Origin of the sequence: Nonomuraea sp. NPDC049684 (assembly GCF_044465345.1) — a bacterium.
In the GTDB taxonomy this organism is placed as follows: Bacteria; Actinomycetota; Actinomycetes; order Streptosporangiales; family Streptosporangiaceae; genus Nonomuraea.
This window is the reverse complement of sequence record NZ_JBITLO010000004.1, coordinates 128,972-142,710: the sequence shown is the minus strand read 5'-3', so window position 1 is coordinate 142,710 and position 13,739 is coordinate 128,972. Positions and strand designations below refer to the sequence as shown.

The 13,739-nt window shown below is 74.9% G+C and carries 13 protein-coding genes and 1 pseudogene; 10 read left to right on the top strand and 4 right to left on the bottom strand.

Translation table 11 applies throughout. From position 1 onward, the window contains the following. Nucleotides 1-143: 143 nt before the first annotated feature. From ACIBST_RS14610 to ACIBST_RS14575, 8 genes and pseudogenes are all read left to right on the top strand, one after another. Nucleotides 144-416 (top strand): annotated as a pseudogene (locus ACIBST_RS14610) (response regulator transcription factor); the annotation flags it as partial. A gap of 43 nt (nucleotides 417-459) precedes the next feature. Next, nucleotides 460-1,089, top strand: coding sequence for a TetR/AcrR family transcriptional regulator (locus tag ACIBST_RS14605; RefSeq protein ID WP_364418813.1), 630 nt, complete (start codon nucleotides 460-462; stop codon nucleotides 1,087-1,089). Continuing rightward, on the top strand, nucleotides 1,086-2,669 hold the full coding sequence (locus ACIBST_RS14600) for an AMP-binding protein (protein ID WP_397171873.1): 1,584 nt from the start codon (nucleotides 1,086-1,088) through the stop codon (nucleotides 2,667-2,669). Before ACIBST_RS14605 ends, ACIBST_RS14600 begins: the two co-directional genes overlap by 4 nt. Further along, on the top strand, nucleotides 2,666-3,454 hold the full coding sequence (locus ACIBST_RS14595; protein ID WP_397171871.1) for an enoyl-CoA hydratase/isomerase family protein: 789 nt from the start codon (nucleotides 2,666-2,668) through the stop codon (nucleotides 3,452-3,454). The genes ACIBST_RS14600 and ACIBST_RS14595 overlap by 4 nt, the downstream gene beginning before the upstream one ends. A gap of 181 nt (nucleotides 3,455-3,635) precedes the next feature. Next, on the top strand, nucleotides 3,636-4,967 hold the full coding sequence (locus tag ACIBST_RS14590; protein ID WP_397171870.1) for an amino acid permease: 1,332 nt from the start codon (nucleotides 3,636-3,638) through the stop codon (nucleotides 4,965-4,967). Between the two features lie 339 nt (nucleotides 4,968-5,306). Next, nucleotides 5,307-5,522, top strand: a complete 216-nt coding sequence (locus tag ACIBST_RS14585) for a hypothetical protein (protein WP_397171868.1) — start codon at nucleotides 5,307-5,309, stop codon at nucleotides 5,520-5,522. Next, nucleotides 5,522-5,863, top strand: a complete 342-nt coding sequence (locus ACIBST_RS14580) for an ArsR/SmtB family transcription factor (RefSeq protein ID WP_397171867.1) — start codon at nucleotides 5,522-5,524, stop codon at nucleotides 5,861-5,863. Before ACIBST_RS14585 ends, ACIBST_RS14580 begins: the two co-directional genes overlap by 1 nt. Then, on the top strand, nucleotides 5,860-7,554 hold the full coding sequence (locus tag ACIBST_RS14575; RefSeq protein WP_397171865.1) for a SulP family inorganic anion transporter: 1,695 nt from the start codon (nucleotides 5,860-5,862) through the stop codon (nucleotides 7,552-7,554). Before ACIBST_RS14580 ends, ACIBST_RS14575 begins: the two co-directional genes overlap by 4 nt. 39 nt (nucleotides 7,555-7,593) lie before the next feature. Here ACIBST_RS14575 and ACIBST_RS14570 read toward each other — a convergent pair whose 3' ends face one another. Both ACIBST_RS14570 and ACIBST_RS14565 read right to left on the bottom strand, forming a co-directional pair. Next, on the bottom strand, nucleotides 7,594-7,980 hold the full coding sequence (locus tag ACIBST_RS14570; RefSeq protein ID WP_397171863.1) for a hypothetical protein: 387 nt from the start codon (nucleotides 7,978-7,980) through the stop codon (nucleotides 7,594-7,596). Nucleotides 7,981-8,326: 346 nt separating this feature from the next. Continuing rightward, the gene (locus ACIBST_RS14565; RefSeq protein ID WP_397171862.1) at nucleotides 8,327-9,274 is read right to left on the bottom strand and encodes a helix-turn-helix transcriptional regulator; all 948 of its coding nucleotides are present in this window, start codon (nucleotides 9,272-9,274) and stop codon (nucleotides 8,327-8,329) included. Between the two features lie 82 nt (nucleotides 9,275-9,356). On the opposite strand from ACIBST_RS14565, the gene ACIBST_RS14560 reads away from it, so the two are divergent. Then, nucleotides 9,357-10,064: an alpha/beta fold hydrolase gene (locus tag ACIBST_RS14560; protein ID WP_397171860.1), complete on the top strand. Its 708-nt coding sequence runs from the start codon at nucleotides 9,357-9,359 to the stop codon at nucleotides 10,062-10,064. A gap of 28 nt (nucleotides 10,065-10,092) precedes the next feature. Here ACIBST_RS14560 and ACIBST_RS14555 read toward each other — a convergent pair whose 3' ends face one another. Both ACIBST_RS14555 and ACIBST_RS14550 read right to left on the bottom strand, forming a co-directional pair. Next, entirely contained in the window at nucleotides 10,093-10,779 is a 687-nt protein-coding gene (locus ACIBST_RS14555) for a response regulator (RefSeq protein ID WP_397171858.1), read from the bottom strand. A gap of 17 nt (nucleotides 10,780-10,796) precedes the next feature. Continuing rightward, nucleotides 10,797-12,026 carry a histidine kinase gene (locus tag ACIBST_RS14550; protein WP_397171856.1) on the bottom strand — a complete coding sequence of 410 codons (1,230 nt, stop codon included), beginning with the start codon at nucleotides 12,024-12,026 and terminating at the stop codon, nucleotides 10,797-10,799. 138 nt (nucleotides 12,027-12,164) lie between these two features. On the opposite strand from ACIBST_RS14550, the gene ACIBST_RS14545 reads away from it, so the two are divergent. Then, entirely contained in the window at nucleotides 12,165-13,715 is a 1,551-nt protein-coding gene (locus ACIBST_RS14545; RefSeq protein WP_397171854.1) for an alpha/beta hydrolase, read from the top strand. The last annotated feature ends 24 nt before the right edge of the window (nucleotides 13,716-13,739 follow it).

Below are 13,739 nucleotides of genomic sequence, written 5' to 3'. Positions count from 1 at the left end.
TTTCCGAACGTGATGATGATTTTTTGACCGCATGGCCAGGATTTAATCCAGATGGTATGAGTGAGACAAGAGGTTCGCCCGGATCGTGCGGTTTCCCGCACCGAGGAGGTGCCGCCATGCCCGACCCCGGCTGGGACGAGTCCCTGCTGCCCCGGGAGCGCGAGGTGCTCGCCCTGATGGCCGAGGGCTGGTCCAACACCGGCATCGCCGAGCGGCTGTACGTGTCACTGAGCGCGGTGGAGAAGCACGTCACCGCGGTGTTCGCCAAGCTCGGCCTGCCCGCGTCGGCGGCCGGCAACCGCCGGGTGCTGGCGGTGCTGCACTACCTGGCGGCGACCGGCCGGCCCGGAGAACGACCCGGCGAACGGCCCGGAGAACGGCCCGGCGAGGGGTGGGGGAAACCGCACAGTCGGTGAGCGGGGCTTGCCGCACGCCGTCCGCCGGGCTTGAATCCTGGCCATGCGGTCAAAAATCGATCAGGACGGCCAGAAGAAGGCCTCGTTCATCGAGGAGGCCCGGCGGCGGCAGATCGTGGAGGGCGCCATCTCCACCATCGCCACCGCCGGGCTGCCCCAGGCGTCGCTGGCCCGGATCGCCCAGGACGTCGGCGTCAGCAGGGGCGTGATCTCCTACCACTTCGCCGGCCGGGACGAACTGATCCAGCAGGTCGTCAACGCCCTGTTCACCGAGACCAACCGGTTCATCAAGGCCCGGGTGGACCGGGCGCCGGACGCCCCGCACCGGCTGCGCGCCTTCATCGAGGCGAGCTTCGAGTTCATGGCGGCCAACCGCGCCAACTTCGTCGCGCTGGTGGACATCTGGGGCAGCTTCGGATCGCCCGAGGCCAAGCGCCGGTTCAACGCCGACATGTACGACCCGTGCCGCCACCACCTGGAGGGCATCCTGCGGCGCGGCCAGGACAGCGGCGACTTCCGCGACTTCTCGCCGCGCACGCTGGCCGCCACCGTCCAGGGGGCGATCGACGGCGTCATGCTCCAGTGGGTCTTCGACGAGGAGGCCGTCGACCTGGCCGACTGCGCCGCCGAGCTGGTCATGATGTTCGACATGGCCACCCGGCGGCGGGCGTGACGGCGGCGCCGCCGTCCGGCGGGGGAGCGGCCGGGCGGATCGCGGGCGGGCTCGGCGGCCTGCTCAGGGATCGGGCCGCCGCCCACGGCGACCGGGTGCTGTTCCGCTTCGAGGGCGTCGAGACCACCGTCGCCCAGGTGGAGCGGCGGACCGACCGGCTGGCGGGGGTGCTGGCCGCGCACGGCGTCCGCCGCGGCGACCGGGTCGCGGTGATGCTGGGCAACGGCGTCGGCTTCCCGGTCGCGTGGCTGGCGATCGCCAAGCTGGGCGCGGTGATCGTCCCGCTGAACCCCGGGTATCGCAGCGCCGACCTGGCCCACGTCGTCAAGGACTCCGCGCCGGTGCTGGCCCTGGCCGGCTCGGCCGCCGCGGCCGGGGCGCTGCTGGCGCTGGGCCTGGGCGAGGTCGGGCTGCTCGACCCCGCCGACGCCGGGCCCGCGCCCGGACCCGTCCCCGCGGGCGCCTTCGACGCGGGGGCCGAGACTGCCGCCGCGGCCGGTGCGTCCGGCCTGCCCGACGTCGGCTGGGACGACCTGCTCAACCTCCAGTACACCTCGGGCACCACCGGGTTCCCCAAGGGCTGCATGCTCACCCACCGCTACTGGCTCCACCTGGCCGAGCTGGCGGCCGACGTCGCCGCCGTCACCCCGGACGACGTGGACCTCACCGCCCAGCCGTTCTACTACATGGACCCGCAGTGGAACACGGTGCTGTGCCTGCTGACCGGCATCCCGCTGGTGATCCTGCCGCGCTTCTCCGCCTCCGGCTTCTGGCCGGCGGTGCGCGAGCACGGCGCCACCTTCTTCTACGTCCTCGGCACGATGCCGCTGCTGCTGCTCAAGCAGCCGCCCGACCCCGAACTGGACCGGGCCCACCGCGTCCGGCTCGTCCTGTGCTCGGGCATCGCGCCCGCCCGGCACGCCGCGATCGAGGAGCGCTGGGGCGCGCCCTGGCGGGAGGCGTACGGCAGCACCGAGGCCGGGGTCGTGCTGGCCGTCCGGCCGGAGGACACCGCGTGCGTCGGCACCGGCGCCATGGGACGGCCGGTCCCCGGCAAGGAGGTCAAGATCGTCCGGGAGGACGGATCCGACGCCGCGGACGGCGAGGTCGGCGAGATCATGGTCCGCGGCCGGCCGATGCTGACCGGCTACTGGAACCGGGACGAGCCGCTGCTGCGCGACGGCTGGTACCCCATGGGCGACCTCGGCCACCGGGACGATCGCGGCCACTACCACCTGGTCGGGCGGCTCAAGGAGATGATCCGGCGCGGCAGCGAGAACATCGCCGCCGCCGAGGTGGAGGCGGTGCTGACCGGCCACCCGGCCGTGCGCGCCGCCGCCGTGATCCCGGTGCCCGACGAGCTCTTGGGCGAGGAGGTCAAGGCGTTCGTGCAGCTCGCCGAGCCCGTCGAGCCGCACGAGCTGGTCGCCTACGTCAGGGAGCGGCTGGCCGACTTCAAGACGCCGCGGTTCGTGGAGTTCGTCGAGACGTTCCCGATGACGCCGTCCGAACGCGTCGCCAAGCACCTGCTGCCGCCCGGACGGGACGGCGCCTACGACGCCCGGGAGGGCAACCGATGAGCACCGATCTGCGGGTGCGCCGCACCGGCTCGGCCCTGGTGGTCGCCTTCGACCGGCCCGAGGTGCTGAACGCCTTCCGGCAGCGCACCTACGGCGAGCTGGTCGCCGTCCTGGACGAGGCCGCCCGCGACGACGCGGTGGGCGCGCTGGTGCTCACCGGCACCGGCCGCGCCTTCTCGGCCGGGACCGACCTGAAGGAGGCCGGCGCGCAGCTCGCCGCCGGGTCGGACGCCGACCTGGTCGAACGGACCGCCGCGCTCCAGGACCTCACCCGCCGCTTCACCACCCACCCCAAGGTGATCATCTCGGCGGTCAACGGGATCGCGGTCGGCGTCGGCGTGGAGCTGGCCATCGCCAGCGACCTGCGGCTGGCCGGGCACGCCGCCTCGTTCGCCTTCAAGGAGGTGCACCGCGGCCTGTTCCCGAGCAACGGCGTGCTCTACTCGCTGCCCCGCCTGATCGGCCACGGCCGCGCGGTGGACCTCCTGCTGACGGGCGAGACCGTCGGCGCCGCCGAGGCGTACCGCGCCGGGCTGGTCAGCAGGCTGGTCCCCGACGCCGACCTGCTCGACACGGCGCTGGAGCTGGCCGAACGCATCGCCGCCGCGGCGCCCACCCCGGTACGCCTGATCAAGCAGGCCATGCGGCAGGTCTGGGAGCTGGACCTGGAAGAGGTGCTCGACCTGGAGACCGAAGGGCTGCTGGCCTGCCTGCGCGGCCAGGACGTGCGCGAAGGCGTCCGCTCCTTCGTCGAACGGCGGCCCGCCGTCTACCGCGGCCACTGACGGCGGCCACTGACAGCGGCCACTGACCGCCGCCACCCGTACCGCCCCCGCGATCAACCAGACCCCGGCCCGGCCATGGGCCGGGGTCCGACCTCCCCTATCCGAGAACAGCAGGGAGCCGAACGCCATGACCGGGCACGACAGCGGGGGATCGCTCCACCGCGGACTCAAACGACGTCACATGACCATGATCGGGCTCGGCGGCGTCATCAGCGCCGGCCTGTTCGTCAGCAGCGGCAAGGTGATCGCCGACACCGGCCCGGCGGCGCTGGTCGCCTACGCCTTGGGCGGCCTGATCGTCGTCCTGGTGATGCGGATGCTCGGCGAGATGGCCGCCGCCCGGCCCTCGGCGGGCTCGTTCGCCGACTACGCCCGTACCGCCCTCGGGCCGCGGGCCGGGTTCCTGGTGGGCTGGTGCTACTGGCTGTTCGCGGTCGTCGCGGTCGCGTTCGAGGGCGTGGCGGGGGCCAAGCTGCTGCACTCGCTGTCCGGCGCCGTCCCCGTGCTGCCGACGGCCGTCGCGCTGCTGGTGGCGCTCACCGCTGCCAACCTGGTCTCGGTACGGCTGTTCGGCGAGACCGAGTTCTGGCTGGCCTCGGTCAAGGTCGTGGTGATCGTGGCGTTCCTCGCCGCCGGGGCGCTGTACGTCCTGGGGCTGTGGCCGTCCGGCGGCGGCGCCGGTCTCACCGCGCTGACCGGGCACGGCGGGTTCGCCCCCAAGGGCTGGGGAGCGGTCCTCACCGCGCTCGTCACCGTGCTGTTCTCCTACTTCGGGGCGGAGATCGTCACCATCGCCGCCGCCGAGTCGGCCGAACCGGCCAAGGAGGTCGCGCGGGCCACCCTGCGGGTGGTGTGGCGGGTGCTGATCTTCTACGTCGGCTCGGTGCTGGTCATCCTGGCGGTCGTGCCGTGGGACCGCGTCCCGTCCAACGGCGCGGACAGCCCGTTCGCCGCCGCCATCGCCGAGCTCGGCATACCCGGCGCGGCGACCCTGATGACCTGGGTGATCCTGGTCGCGGTCGTGTCGGTGATGAACGCCGCCCTGTACGCCGCCTCGCGCGTCCTGTGCGCGATGGCCGCCCGCGGCGACGCCCCGGCCGCGGCTGCGCGGGTACGGGCGTCCGGGGTGCCCGCGCCCGCGCTGCTCGGCGGCGGCGCGCTCGCGCTGGCCCTGATGGCCGGCGCGTTCGCGGTCGGCGACGACGCCTTCGACCTGCTGATCAACACCGCCGGGCTGCTGGTGCTGCTGCTCTACGTCTTCGTGGCGCTCAGCCAGCTCCGGCTGCGCCGGCGCATGGAGGCCGAGTCGCCCGAGCTGCTGCGGCTGCGCATGTGGGGGTTCCCGTGGCTGAGCCGGGTGGTGGTGGCGCTGCTGGTGCTGGCGTTCGCCGCCGTGGCCTCGTCCGCCGAGGCGCTGCCGGTGGTGGGGGCGGTCGCCGTGGCCGTCGGCGGCACACTGCTCGCCTACGAGATCAGATCCCGCCGCAAACGCCCCGCAGACGCGCTCGCCTGAGCAGCCGCCCGGCCACTGCCCCGACCGCTGGCTGAGCGGCCGCCCCGCCACTGGCCCGAGCACCGGCCCGGACACCGGCTCGGGCACCGGCCCGAGCGGGTGGGCACATGGCCGGTCGGGGGACCTCAGGGGCGTCGGCGCCGTCAGCCACCGCGGCCCGCGCCTCCTCGCTCGCGCTCGGCGATTCCGTAGGCGCGGGTCGGGCCGCCGCCGGACGGGCCAGCCTCGACAGCCGGATGACAAAGAGACGAGCCTGGTCTCAGGCATATCGCAGTTGCGAATTTTCGCAATTCGTATGACACTTATCCCGTCAGGACAGACGTGCAGACGGGAGACAGTGTGAGCGAGGCGTTCGCTGCGGCGATCCGGCGCCGGGTGGATGAGGCGGCCGGCGCGCTGCGCGCCGCCGAGCAGGACGGCGACGCCGACGCCGCGCTGGCCGCCGCCGGCGGGCTGGACGAGGTGCTGCGGATGGCCCGCGCACACGGCGTGGACACGGACGAAAGCCCCGGCGCAGCCCCCGGCCCGGCCCGCGGGGGAGAGGGGGCGCGCTGATGTCCGTCCCCCTGTACGAGGCCAAGGCCGAGCTGTTCCGGCTGCTCGGACATCCGGTGCGGATCCGCGTGCTGGAGCTGCTCCAGGACGGCCCGATGCCGGTGCGCGACCTGCTGGCCGAGATCCAGGTGGAGCCGACCGGCCTGTCGCAACACCTGGCCGTGCTGCGCCGCTCGGAGCTGGTCACCGCCCGCCGCGACGGATCGACCGTCGTGTACGCGCTGTCCGGCGGCGACGTGGCGGAGCTGCTGCGCGCCGCCCGCCACCTGCTGCAGGCCAAGCTCTCCGGCCGGCACGCGCTGCTGAACGAGCTGCTTGAGTCGGAGGCCGGCGAACGGTGACCTCAGTGCTCCGGGCGGGCTGGGCCCGTCTGCGCCCCGTCCTGCCCGGCCGGGCCGATCTGGCCGCGTTCGGCCGTCATCCGCGCCGCGACCTGCTGGCCGGGCTGACGGTGGCCATCGTGGCGCTGCCGCTGGCGCTCGGCTTCGGCATCTCCAGCGGGCTGGGCGCGCAGGCGGGGCTGGCCACCGCGGTGGTGGCCGGCGCGCTGGCCGCCGTCTTCGGCGGCTCGGCCCTGCAGGTGTCCGGGCCGACCGGGGCGATGACGGTGGTGCTCGTCCCGATCATGCACGCGCACGGCGCCACCGGCGTGCTGACGGTGGGGCTGCTGGCCGGGCTGCTGCTGCTCGGCCTGGCCCTGGCCCGGGCGGGCCGGTTCATGATGCTGGTGCCCGCGCCGGTGGTGGAGGGGTTCACCCTGGGCATCGCCTGCGTGATCGGCATGCAGCAGGTGCCCGCCGCGCTCGGCGTGCCCACTCCTGCGGGTGACAAGGTGCTGGCCGTGGCCTGGCAGGCGGTACGCGACTTCGCCGCCCGTCCGAACTGGGCCGCCCTCGCCATGGCCGCGGCGGTCGCGGCGCTGATCCTGGTCGGCGGACGCCTGCGGCCCGCAGTGCCGTTCTCGCTGCTCGCCGTCGTAGCCGCCACCCTCGTCGCGGAGCTGGCGGGGCTGCCGGTGACGCGCATCGGCGCCCTGCCCGCGGGGCTGCCCGCCCCGTCCCTGGAGTTCCTGGACGTCGCCGCGCTGAGCTCCCTCGTCGCCCCCGCGTTCGCCGTGGCCGCGCTGGCCGCGCTGGAATCGTTGCTGTCGGCCGCCGTCGCCGACGGCATGAGCGTCAACCACCGGCACGACCCCGACCGCGAGCTGTTCGGCCAGGGCATCGCCAACCTGGTGGCCCCGCTGTTCGGCGGCGTCCCGGCCACCGGCGCGATCGCCCGCACCGCCGTCAACGTGCGCGCGGGCGCGTCCTCCCGGCTGGCCGCGCTCGCGCACGCCGCGATCCTCGGCGTCATCGTGTTCACCGCCGCCGGCCTGGTCGCCCGCATCCCGCTGGCGGCCCTGGCCGGGGTGCTGCTGGCCACCGCGGCGCGGATGGTCGAGGTCGGCTCGGTGACGTCGATGGTGCGCTCCACCCGGGCCGACGCCGTCGTCCTGGCCTCGACCGCGGTCGCGACTCTCGTTCTCGACCTGGTCACCGCCGTCATCCTCGGCCTGATCGTGGCCGGGGCGCTCGCGCTGCGCGCCATCGCCAGGAACGTGCGCCTGGACACCGTGCCCCTTCAGGCCGACCTGCCCGGCGACCACGACGCCGAGGAGCACGAGCTGCTGGCCGAGCACATCGTCGCCTACCGGCTGGACGGGCCGCTGTTCTTCGCCGCGGCGCACCGCTTCCTGCTGGAGCTGTCGGAGGTCGCCGACGTCTCGGTGGTGATCCTGCGCATGTCCCGCATCACCACGATCGACGCCAGCGGCGCCCTGGTCCTCGGCGACGCCATCACCCGCCTGGAACGACGCGGCATCACCGTGTACGTCTCCGGCATCCGGGACGGCCACCACCGCCCGCTGCGCGCCCTGGGCGCCATCGCCCGCCTGGACGAGGCCGGCCAGGTGTTCGCCTCGACCCCGGAGGCCATCACGGCGGCCCGCCGCCACCTCCACCGCACCGGCGTCCTCCCCGCCCCCATCGGCTGACCACCGACGACGGCGGGGCGGGCCGGTGTGGTGGCGCGATCAGTAGCAGTACCAGGAGAAGGCGTTGTGCTCGTCGTGGAAGGCGGCGTGGGACAGGCCCGCGCCGTGTTGCCAGCGGCACGCGTCGTGCATGTTGATGCCGTGCATGGTGCCGTCCACGCCGACGCAGCGCCAGCTCCAGACCGATTTCGGATTCTGGGCCACCGAATTGAGGTGGCCCAGGCTCTGGCAGTACGCGTGCAGCCGGTCCAGGCCCGGCTGGCCGGTCGCGGGGCCTGCTGCGGAGCCTGCTGCGGGGCCGGCCGCCTGGGCGGGTGACGCGGTGGTGGCGAGAGCGGCCAGGCCGAGCCCGGCGGCGAGTGCGGTGGCGGCGAGGGCCGCCGTGACCTTCCCGGTCCGGGGGCGCGGCGCGCTGGATGCGTTCACGGGTCTCTCCTTCGCTGCGGGCGGCCCGGTCGGCCGCCTCGCACCCCACGCAAGCGGCCGGGCCGGGGTGTCCAACAGCAGGTCGGACGGACCCGGACGGACTCGTCTGCACCCGCCCGGCCCGGCCCGCGGCCAGGACCGCCGGGCCTGGCCGGCCGTGAGCGAGGCGGCCGGCCGTACGGCGGAGAGGGCCGGCCGCGACGCCGGCGGCGAGCGGAGCACCCGCGCGGGCCCGAACCCCACGCCGAGCCCGGCGCCGACCGTCTCGATCCCCGTCGTGTACGCCGAGCTGCGCGGCGGCAACCACGCCTTCGACCTGTACCACTCGGTCCGCTGGCGGCCGGGCTCACTCTGGAGTCCGGTCCAGCAGACCCTGGGCCAGCCGGCGGACGGCCGTGCGCAGCTCCGGCGGCGACCGGATCGTGAACGGGAAGCCGAGCCCGGCCAGCATGGTGGCCATGCCGTCCAGGGACTCGGCGCGCATCCGCAGCAGCACTCCGTCCGGGGTCTCGGTGAGTTCGGCCACCGACGGCGGGACGCGACGGGCCGCCTCGGCGAGGGGCACGTCCAGGACGACCTCGACGAGGTGCGCGTACGGCACCCGGGCCAGCGACGCGGTGACCTGCCGTACCGGGTCGGACTCCGCGGGGATCTCGTAGGAGGCCGTCCCGGGGACGACGGAGGAGATCCGGTCGAGGCGGAAGGTGCGCAGCTCGCCGGACAGGTGGTCGAGTCCGGTCACGTACCAGCGGCCGGAGTGGAAGACCAGGCCGTGGCCGTCCAGTTCGCGTTCGGTGGTGGAGCCCTTCCAGGAGCGGTAGCCCAGCGTGACCCGGCGGCGGTCGCGGATCGCGGCGGCCAGGGTCAGCACGGCCCGGCTCGCGGGCGTCCGCGCCGCGCGTGCGGCGAGGGTGAAGTCGAGGGTCTCCTCCAGCGCGCCGGCCTGCTGCCGCAGCGTGTCCGGCAGCACCCGCCGGATCTTGGCCAGGGCGGCCTCGGTGGCCTCGGCGGCCAGGCCCAGGCGGCGGCCGGCGAGCAGGCCGAGGACCACGGCGGTGGCCTCGTCGTCGGTGAGCATCAGCGGCGGCAGCTTGTAGCCGGGCATCAGCCGGTAGCCGCCGTACCGGCCGCGCTCGGCGGCGACGGGGATGCCCAGGTCGGCGAGCCGGGCGGCGTAACGGCGGACGGTCCGTTCGTCCACGCCGAGCCGCTGGGCGAGGTCGCGGCCGCCCAGCACGTGGTGGGCCTGGAGCAGTTCGAGCATCGCCAGCATCCGGGTCGCCGGATATGACACAGGTCACCCTCTTAATCCGGGCGGGTTCTGTCCGCTTGCGGCTTTAGCGTAGCGACATCGGCTCACTTGGAAGGACGACGAGATGGCGAACTACGTGCTGGTACCCGGATTCTGGCTGGGCGCCTGGGCCTGGGACGAGGTGGCCGACGAACTGCGCGCCGCCGGGCACCAGGTACGGGCGGTCACCCTGACGGGGGTGGCGGAGCGGGCCGGCGAGCTGTCACCGGAGGTCGGCGTGGAGACGCACGTCGCCGACATCCTGGCGGCGATGGACGGATGGGACGACGTCGTCCTGGTCGGGCACAGCGGGGCGAACGTCCCGGTGACCGCGGTCGCCGACCGGCATCCCGAGCGGCTCAGCCGGGTCGTCTACGTGGACGCCGGGCCGCTGCCGTCCGGGGCGGCGGTGATCGACTTCAACGACGAGGACACCCAGAAGGCCTGGCGCGCCCAGGTCGGGGACGGTCACGCGCTCGACGTCCCCGCCTACGAGGAGGGAAAAGGCAAGTTCGCGGGCCTGACCGAGGAGCGCTGGGAGCAGATCCGCGCCAAGGCGACGCCCCAGCCGTGGGGCGCGGTCGTGCAGCCGGCGCGGCGGCCGGAGCGCATCCCGGCGACGCCGAAGACCATGGTCGCCTCGACCATGCCGGTGGCGGTGATCCGCGAGCTGATCGACTCGGGGAACCCGGCGTTCGCCGCGCTCGGCACGCCTGAGTGGACGTTCGCCGAGCTGCCGACCGGCCACTGGCCGATGTTCTCGCGGCCGGCCGAGCTCGCCGCGCTGCTCTGACGTCCGCGGCCCGCCGGGGAAGGCCGGGTCAGCGCGGCTGCCCGCGGACGGGGGCCTGCTCGGGCGGGCGCGGCGTGCCGTCCAGGTAGGCGAGCACGGCGCGGACGCGGCGGTGGCCGGAGTCGTCCGGCGCCAGGCCGAGCTTGGCGAAGACGTTGCCGATGTGCTTGTGGACGGCATTGTCGGAGATGCGCATGCGCTCGGCGATGGTGGCGTTGTCGTGCCCCTGAGCCATGAGGGCCAGGGACTCCCGCTCGCGGGCGGTGAGGGCGGCGAGGGGGTCGTCGGCGCGGCGGGCGAAGAGCTGGGTGACCACTTCCGGATCCATGGCGGTGCCGCCGGCCGCGACCCGCCGCAGGGCGTCGACGAACTCGGCCACCCGGCCGATGCGGTCCTTGAGCAGGTAGCCGATGCCGCCGCGGCCGTCGGCGAGCAGCTCGCCGGCGTACTCGCGCTCGACGTACTGCGAGAGCACCAGGATCGGCAGCGCGCCGTGCTCGCGGCGGGCCCGCAGCGCGGCGTGGATGCCCTCGTCGCGGAACGACGGCGGCAGCCGCACGTCGACGATGGCGATGTCGGGACGGTGCTCGGCGACGGCGCGCAGGAACGCCTCGCCGTCGCCGACGACCGCGGCGACCTCGCAGCCCCTGGCCGCCAGCAGCAGCTTCAGCCCGCCGGCCAGCAGGACGTTGTCCTCGGCGATCACGACCCGCAAGGGACCTCCTTCGACGATCACGATGCGCACGGCATCCGGACGGCGAGCGTGGTGGGGCCGCCCGGCGGGCTGTCGAGGCGGAGCGTGCCGTCGAGGGCGGCGACCCGCCGGCGGATGCCGGGGATCCCGGTGCCGCGCGCCTCGTCGGCGCCGCCCCGGCCGTCGTCGGTGACCTCGATGGACAGCACGTCGCCGGCGCGCTCGATCCGCAGGGACGCCCGCGTGGCGGCGGCGTGCTTGGTCACGTTCGTCAGCGCCTCGGCGATCACGTAGTAGGCCACCGTCTCCACGGACGGCGGCAGCGCGCCCAGGCCGGCGAGCTCGATGTGGACCGGCACGCTCGACCGGGCGGCCAGCGCCGTCAGCGCGCCGTCGAGCCCGCGGTCGGCGAGGATCGGCGGGTAGATCGTCTGGAGCACCGCGCGCAGCTCGGCCATCGCCTCCTCCGCCGTCTCGTGCGCCTCCTGGAGCAGCAGGGCGACCGTGTCCGGGTCGTCGGCGAGCGACTCGCGGGCCAGGCCCAGGTGCATGGCGATGGTCACCAGGCGGGCCTGCGTCCCGTCGTGCAGGTCGCGTTCGATGCGCTGGAGCTCAGCGCCATGGGCGTCGACCACGCCGACCCGGCTCCTGGTCAGCACGTCGACCCGCGCGGTGAGCCGCTCGCGGGCCGACGGCGCGAGCAGCGCCAGGGACAGCCGGGCGTGCAGCCGGGCCAGCGCGGGCAGCCCCCACCAGGCCGCCGCGCCGAGGACGACGATCTGGGCCGACCCCCCGCCCAGCGCGGTCGCCCAATCGTCGACGGCGACGTCGAAGAACGAGAACAGCGTGGGACGCGCGTCCGCCGGGAACGCCCGCCACGAGACCATCGCCACCGCGGCGACCACGATGTTGCCCAGGCACAGCAGGGCGGCCAGCCCGAACGGGAACCCGGTGACGACGTGCGCGAGCGCCCAGGCGAGATCCCGCCGCCCGCCCGGCACCCCGCCGCCCGGTACCCCGCCCGGCATCCCGTCGGACGGGACGCCGAGCAGCCGGCCGGCCCGCCGGCGGTGCCAGGCCGCCCAGCCCCGCCCCGCCGCCGGCGCGAGCAGCACCGGGAGCACGAGCGCCGTGGCCACGGCGGTGGCCAGCGTGCCCAGCAGGTAGGCCGAGCCGGACGACAGCCGGGAGACCGAGCCGGACGACAGCCGGGACCTCGGACCGGAGAACAGCCGGGAGATCGAGCCGGGGAAGGCGCGGTCACGCATGCGCACCTCCTCCTGACCTGCGTACCGGGGCACCAGTATCCCGTCGCCGTCCGGGGCCGGACACTACAGCGGGCTGTACCAAGGGCGTGCGGCGGGCTGTATCGTGCCGGGCGTCCGGCCGCAATAGCGTCCCCGGCCATGAAACCGACACGTGTGCGGCCGCCCGGTCGCCTGGTCCCCGTCCTGGCCCCCGTCCTGGCCCTGATCGCCCTGTCCGTCGCCGTCGCGCCCCCGGCCGGGGCCGTCACCGGCGCGCCCGCGGCGACCGGCCGGAAACCCCCGGCGCTCGACTGGAACCGCTGCTCGCAGGGCCCGGACGACGCCGTCGGCAGGCAGCTCGACCAGGCGGGCGCGCGCTGCGCGGAGCTCGCCGTCCCGCTCGACCACTCCAGGCCGGACGGCCGCGCCATCAAGCTCGCGCTGTCCCGCATCCCCGCGACCGACCGCGCCCACCGCATCGGCACACTGGTCCTCAACAGCGGCGGCCCCGGCGAGAGCACGCTCGGCATGCCCCTGCGGACGCGCGCGGCCATGAAGGACGTCGCCGCCCGGTACGACATCATCGGCCTGGACCCGCGTTTCGTCGGGCGCAGCACGCCGCTCGACTGCGGCTGGCCCATCGGCCTGTGGCTGCGCTCGGCCGGCTCGACCCGCGCCCGGTTCGACCACCAGGTGGCGGTGCAGCGCGACCTGGCCGAGCGCTGCGCCCGGCGGCACGCCGACGTGCTCCCGTACGTCAACACCCGCGACACGGCCCGCGACATCGACCTGGTGCGCCGCGCCCTGGGGGAGCGCCGGATCTCCTTCCTCGGCTACTCCTACGGCAGCTACCTGGGCGCGGTCTACACGCAGATGTTCCCCGGCCGCACCGACCGGGTGGTCCTGGACAGCGCGGGCGACCCGGACAAGTGGGGCCCCAGGGCGATGCGGGGCACCGAGGACGAGGCGGACCGCGCGCTGCGCGCCTGGGCGTCCTGGGCCGCCGGACGCCACGGCGTCCACGGGCTCGGCGCGACCCCCGCCCGCGTGCTCGCCACGGTGGACGCGATCGTCGCCGCCGCGGAGAAGCGCCCGCTGCGCGTCGGCCGGTACGAGGTGGACGACCAGGCGGTCCCGTACCTGCTCTCCGTCGGCTCCGCGAACGACCGTCCCGAGGCGCGCGCCGAGTTCGCCGCCACCGTCCGGACGCTGAACGAGGCCGCGCACGGCCGCCCGGCCGAACCCGGCCCGGAGCTCGCCGGATTCCTGGCCTTCGTCCTGACCAGCGCCGGTTCGCCGCTGGCCGGCCCGGCCGCCGCGATCACCTGCGGCGACCGGGCCGCGCCGGGCGACCCCGACGTCTACTGGGACGACGTCCAGCGCAGCCGGGCGCGCCACCCGCTCTTCGGCCCGGTCAAGAACAACATCTGGCCCTGCGCCTTCTGGCCGGACGAGCCGCGCGAGCCGCTCACGCACGTCGCCAACCCCACCCCCGCGCTGATCGTGTCCGCCACCGGCGACACCGCCACCACCTACGAGGGCAGCAAGGCCATGCACCGGGCGCTGACCGGCTCCCGCCTGCTCACCCTGCGCGGCGTCATCGCCCACGGGATCTACGGCGAGTACGGCAACGCCTGCGTGGACGCCAAGGTCAACGCCTACCTGGCCACCGGCGCACTCCCCGCCGCCGACCAGACCTGCCGCCCCTGACCGGGAGCGGCGCCTCGTGGTTCC

Excerpts from the sequence above, each read along its gene's own strand:
- ACIBST_RS14605 (WP_364418813.1), top strand. The coding sequence starts at position 460 with ATGCGGTCAAAAATCGATCAGGACGGCCAGAAGAAGGCCTCGTTCATC.
- ACIBST_RS14595 (WP_397171871.1), top strand. The coding sequence starts at position 2,666 with ATGAGCACCGATCTGCGGGTGCGCCGCACCGGCTCGGCCCTGGTGGTC.
- ACIBST_RS14590 (WP_397171870.1), top strand. The coding sequence starts at position 3,636 with ATGACCATGATCGGGCTCGGCGGCGTCATCAGCGCCGGCCTGTTCGTC.
- ACIBST_RS14580 (WP_397171867.1), top strand. The coding sequence starts at position 5,522 with ATGTCCGTCCCCCTGTACGAGGCCAAGGCCGAGCTGTTCCGGCTGCTC.
- ACIBST_RS14560 (WP_397171860.1), top strand. The coding sequence starts at position 9,357 with ATGGCGAACTACGTGCTGGTACCCGGATTCTGGCTGGGCGCCTGGGCC.
- ACIBST_RS14550 (WP_397171856.1), bottom strand. The coding sequence starts at position 12,026 with ATGCGTGACCGCGCCTTCCCCGGCTCGATCTCCCGGCTGTTCTCCGGT.
- ACIBST_RS14545 (WP_397171854.1), top strand. The coding sequence starts at position 12,165 with ATGAAACCGACACGTGTGCGGCCGCCCGGTCGCCTGGTCCCCGTCCTG.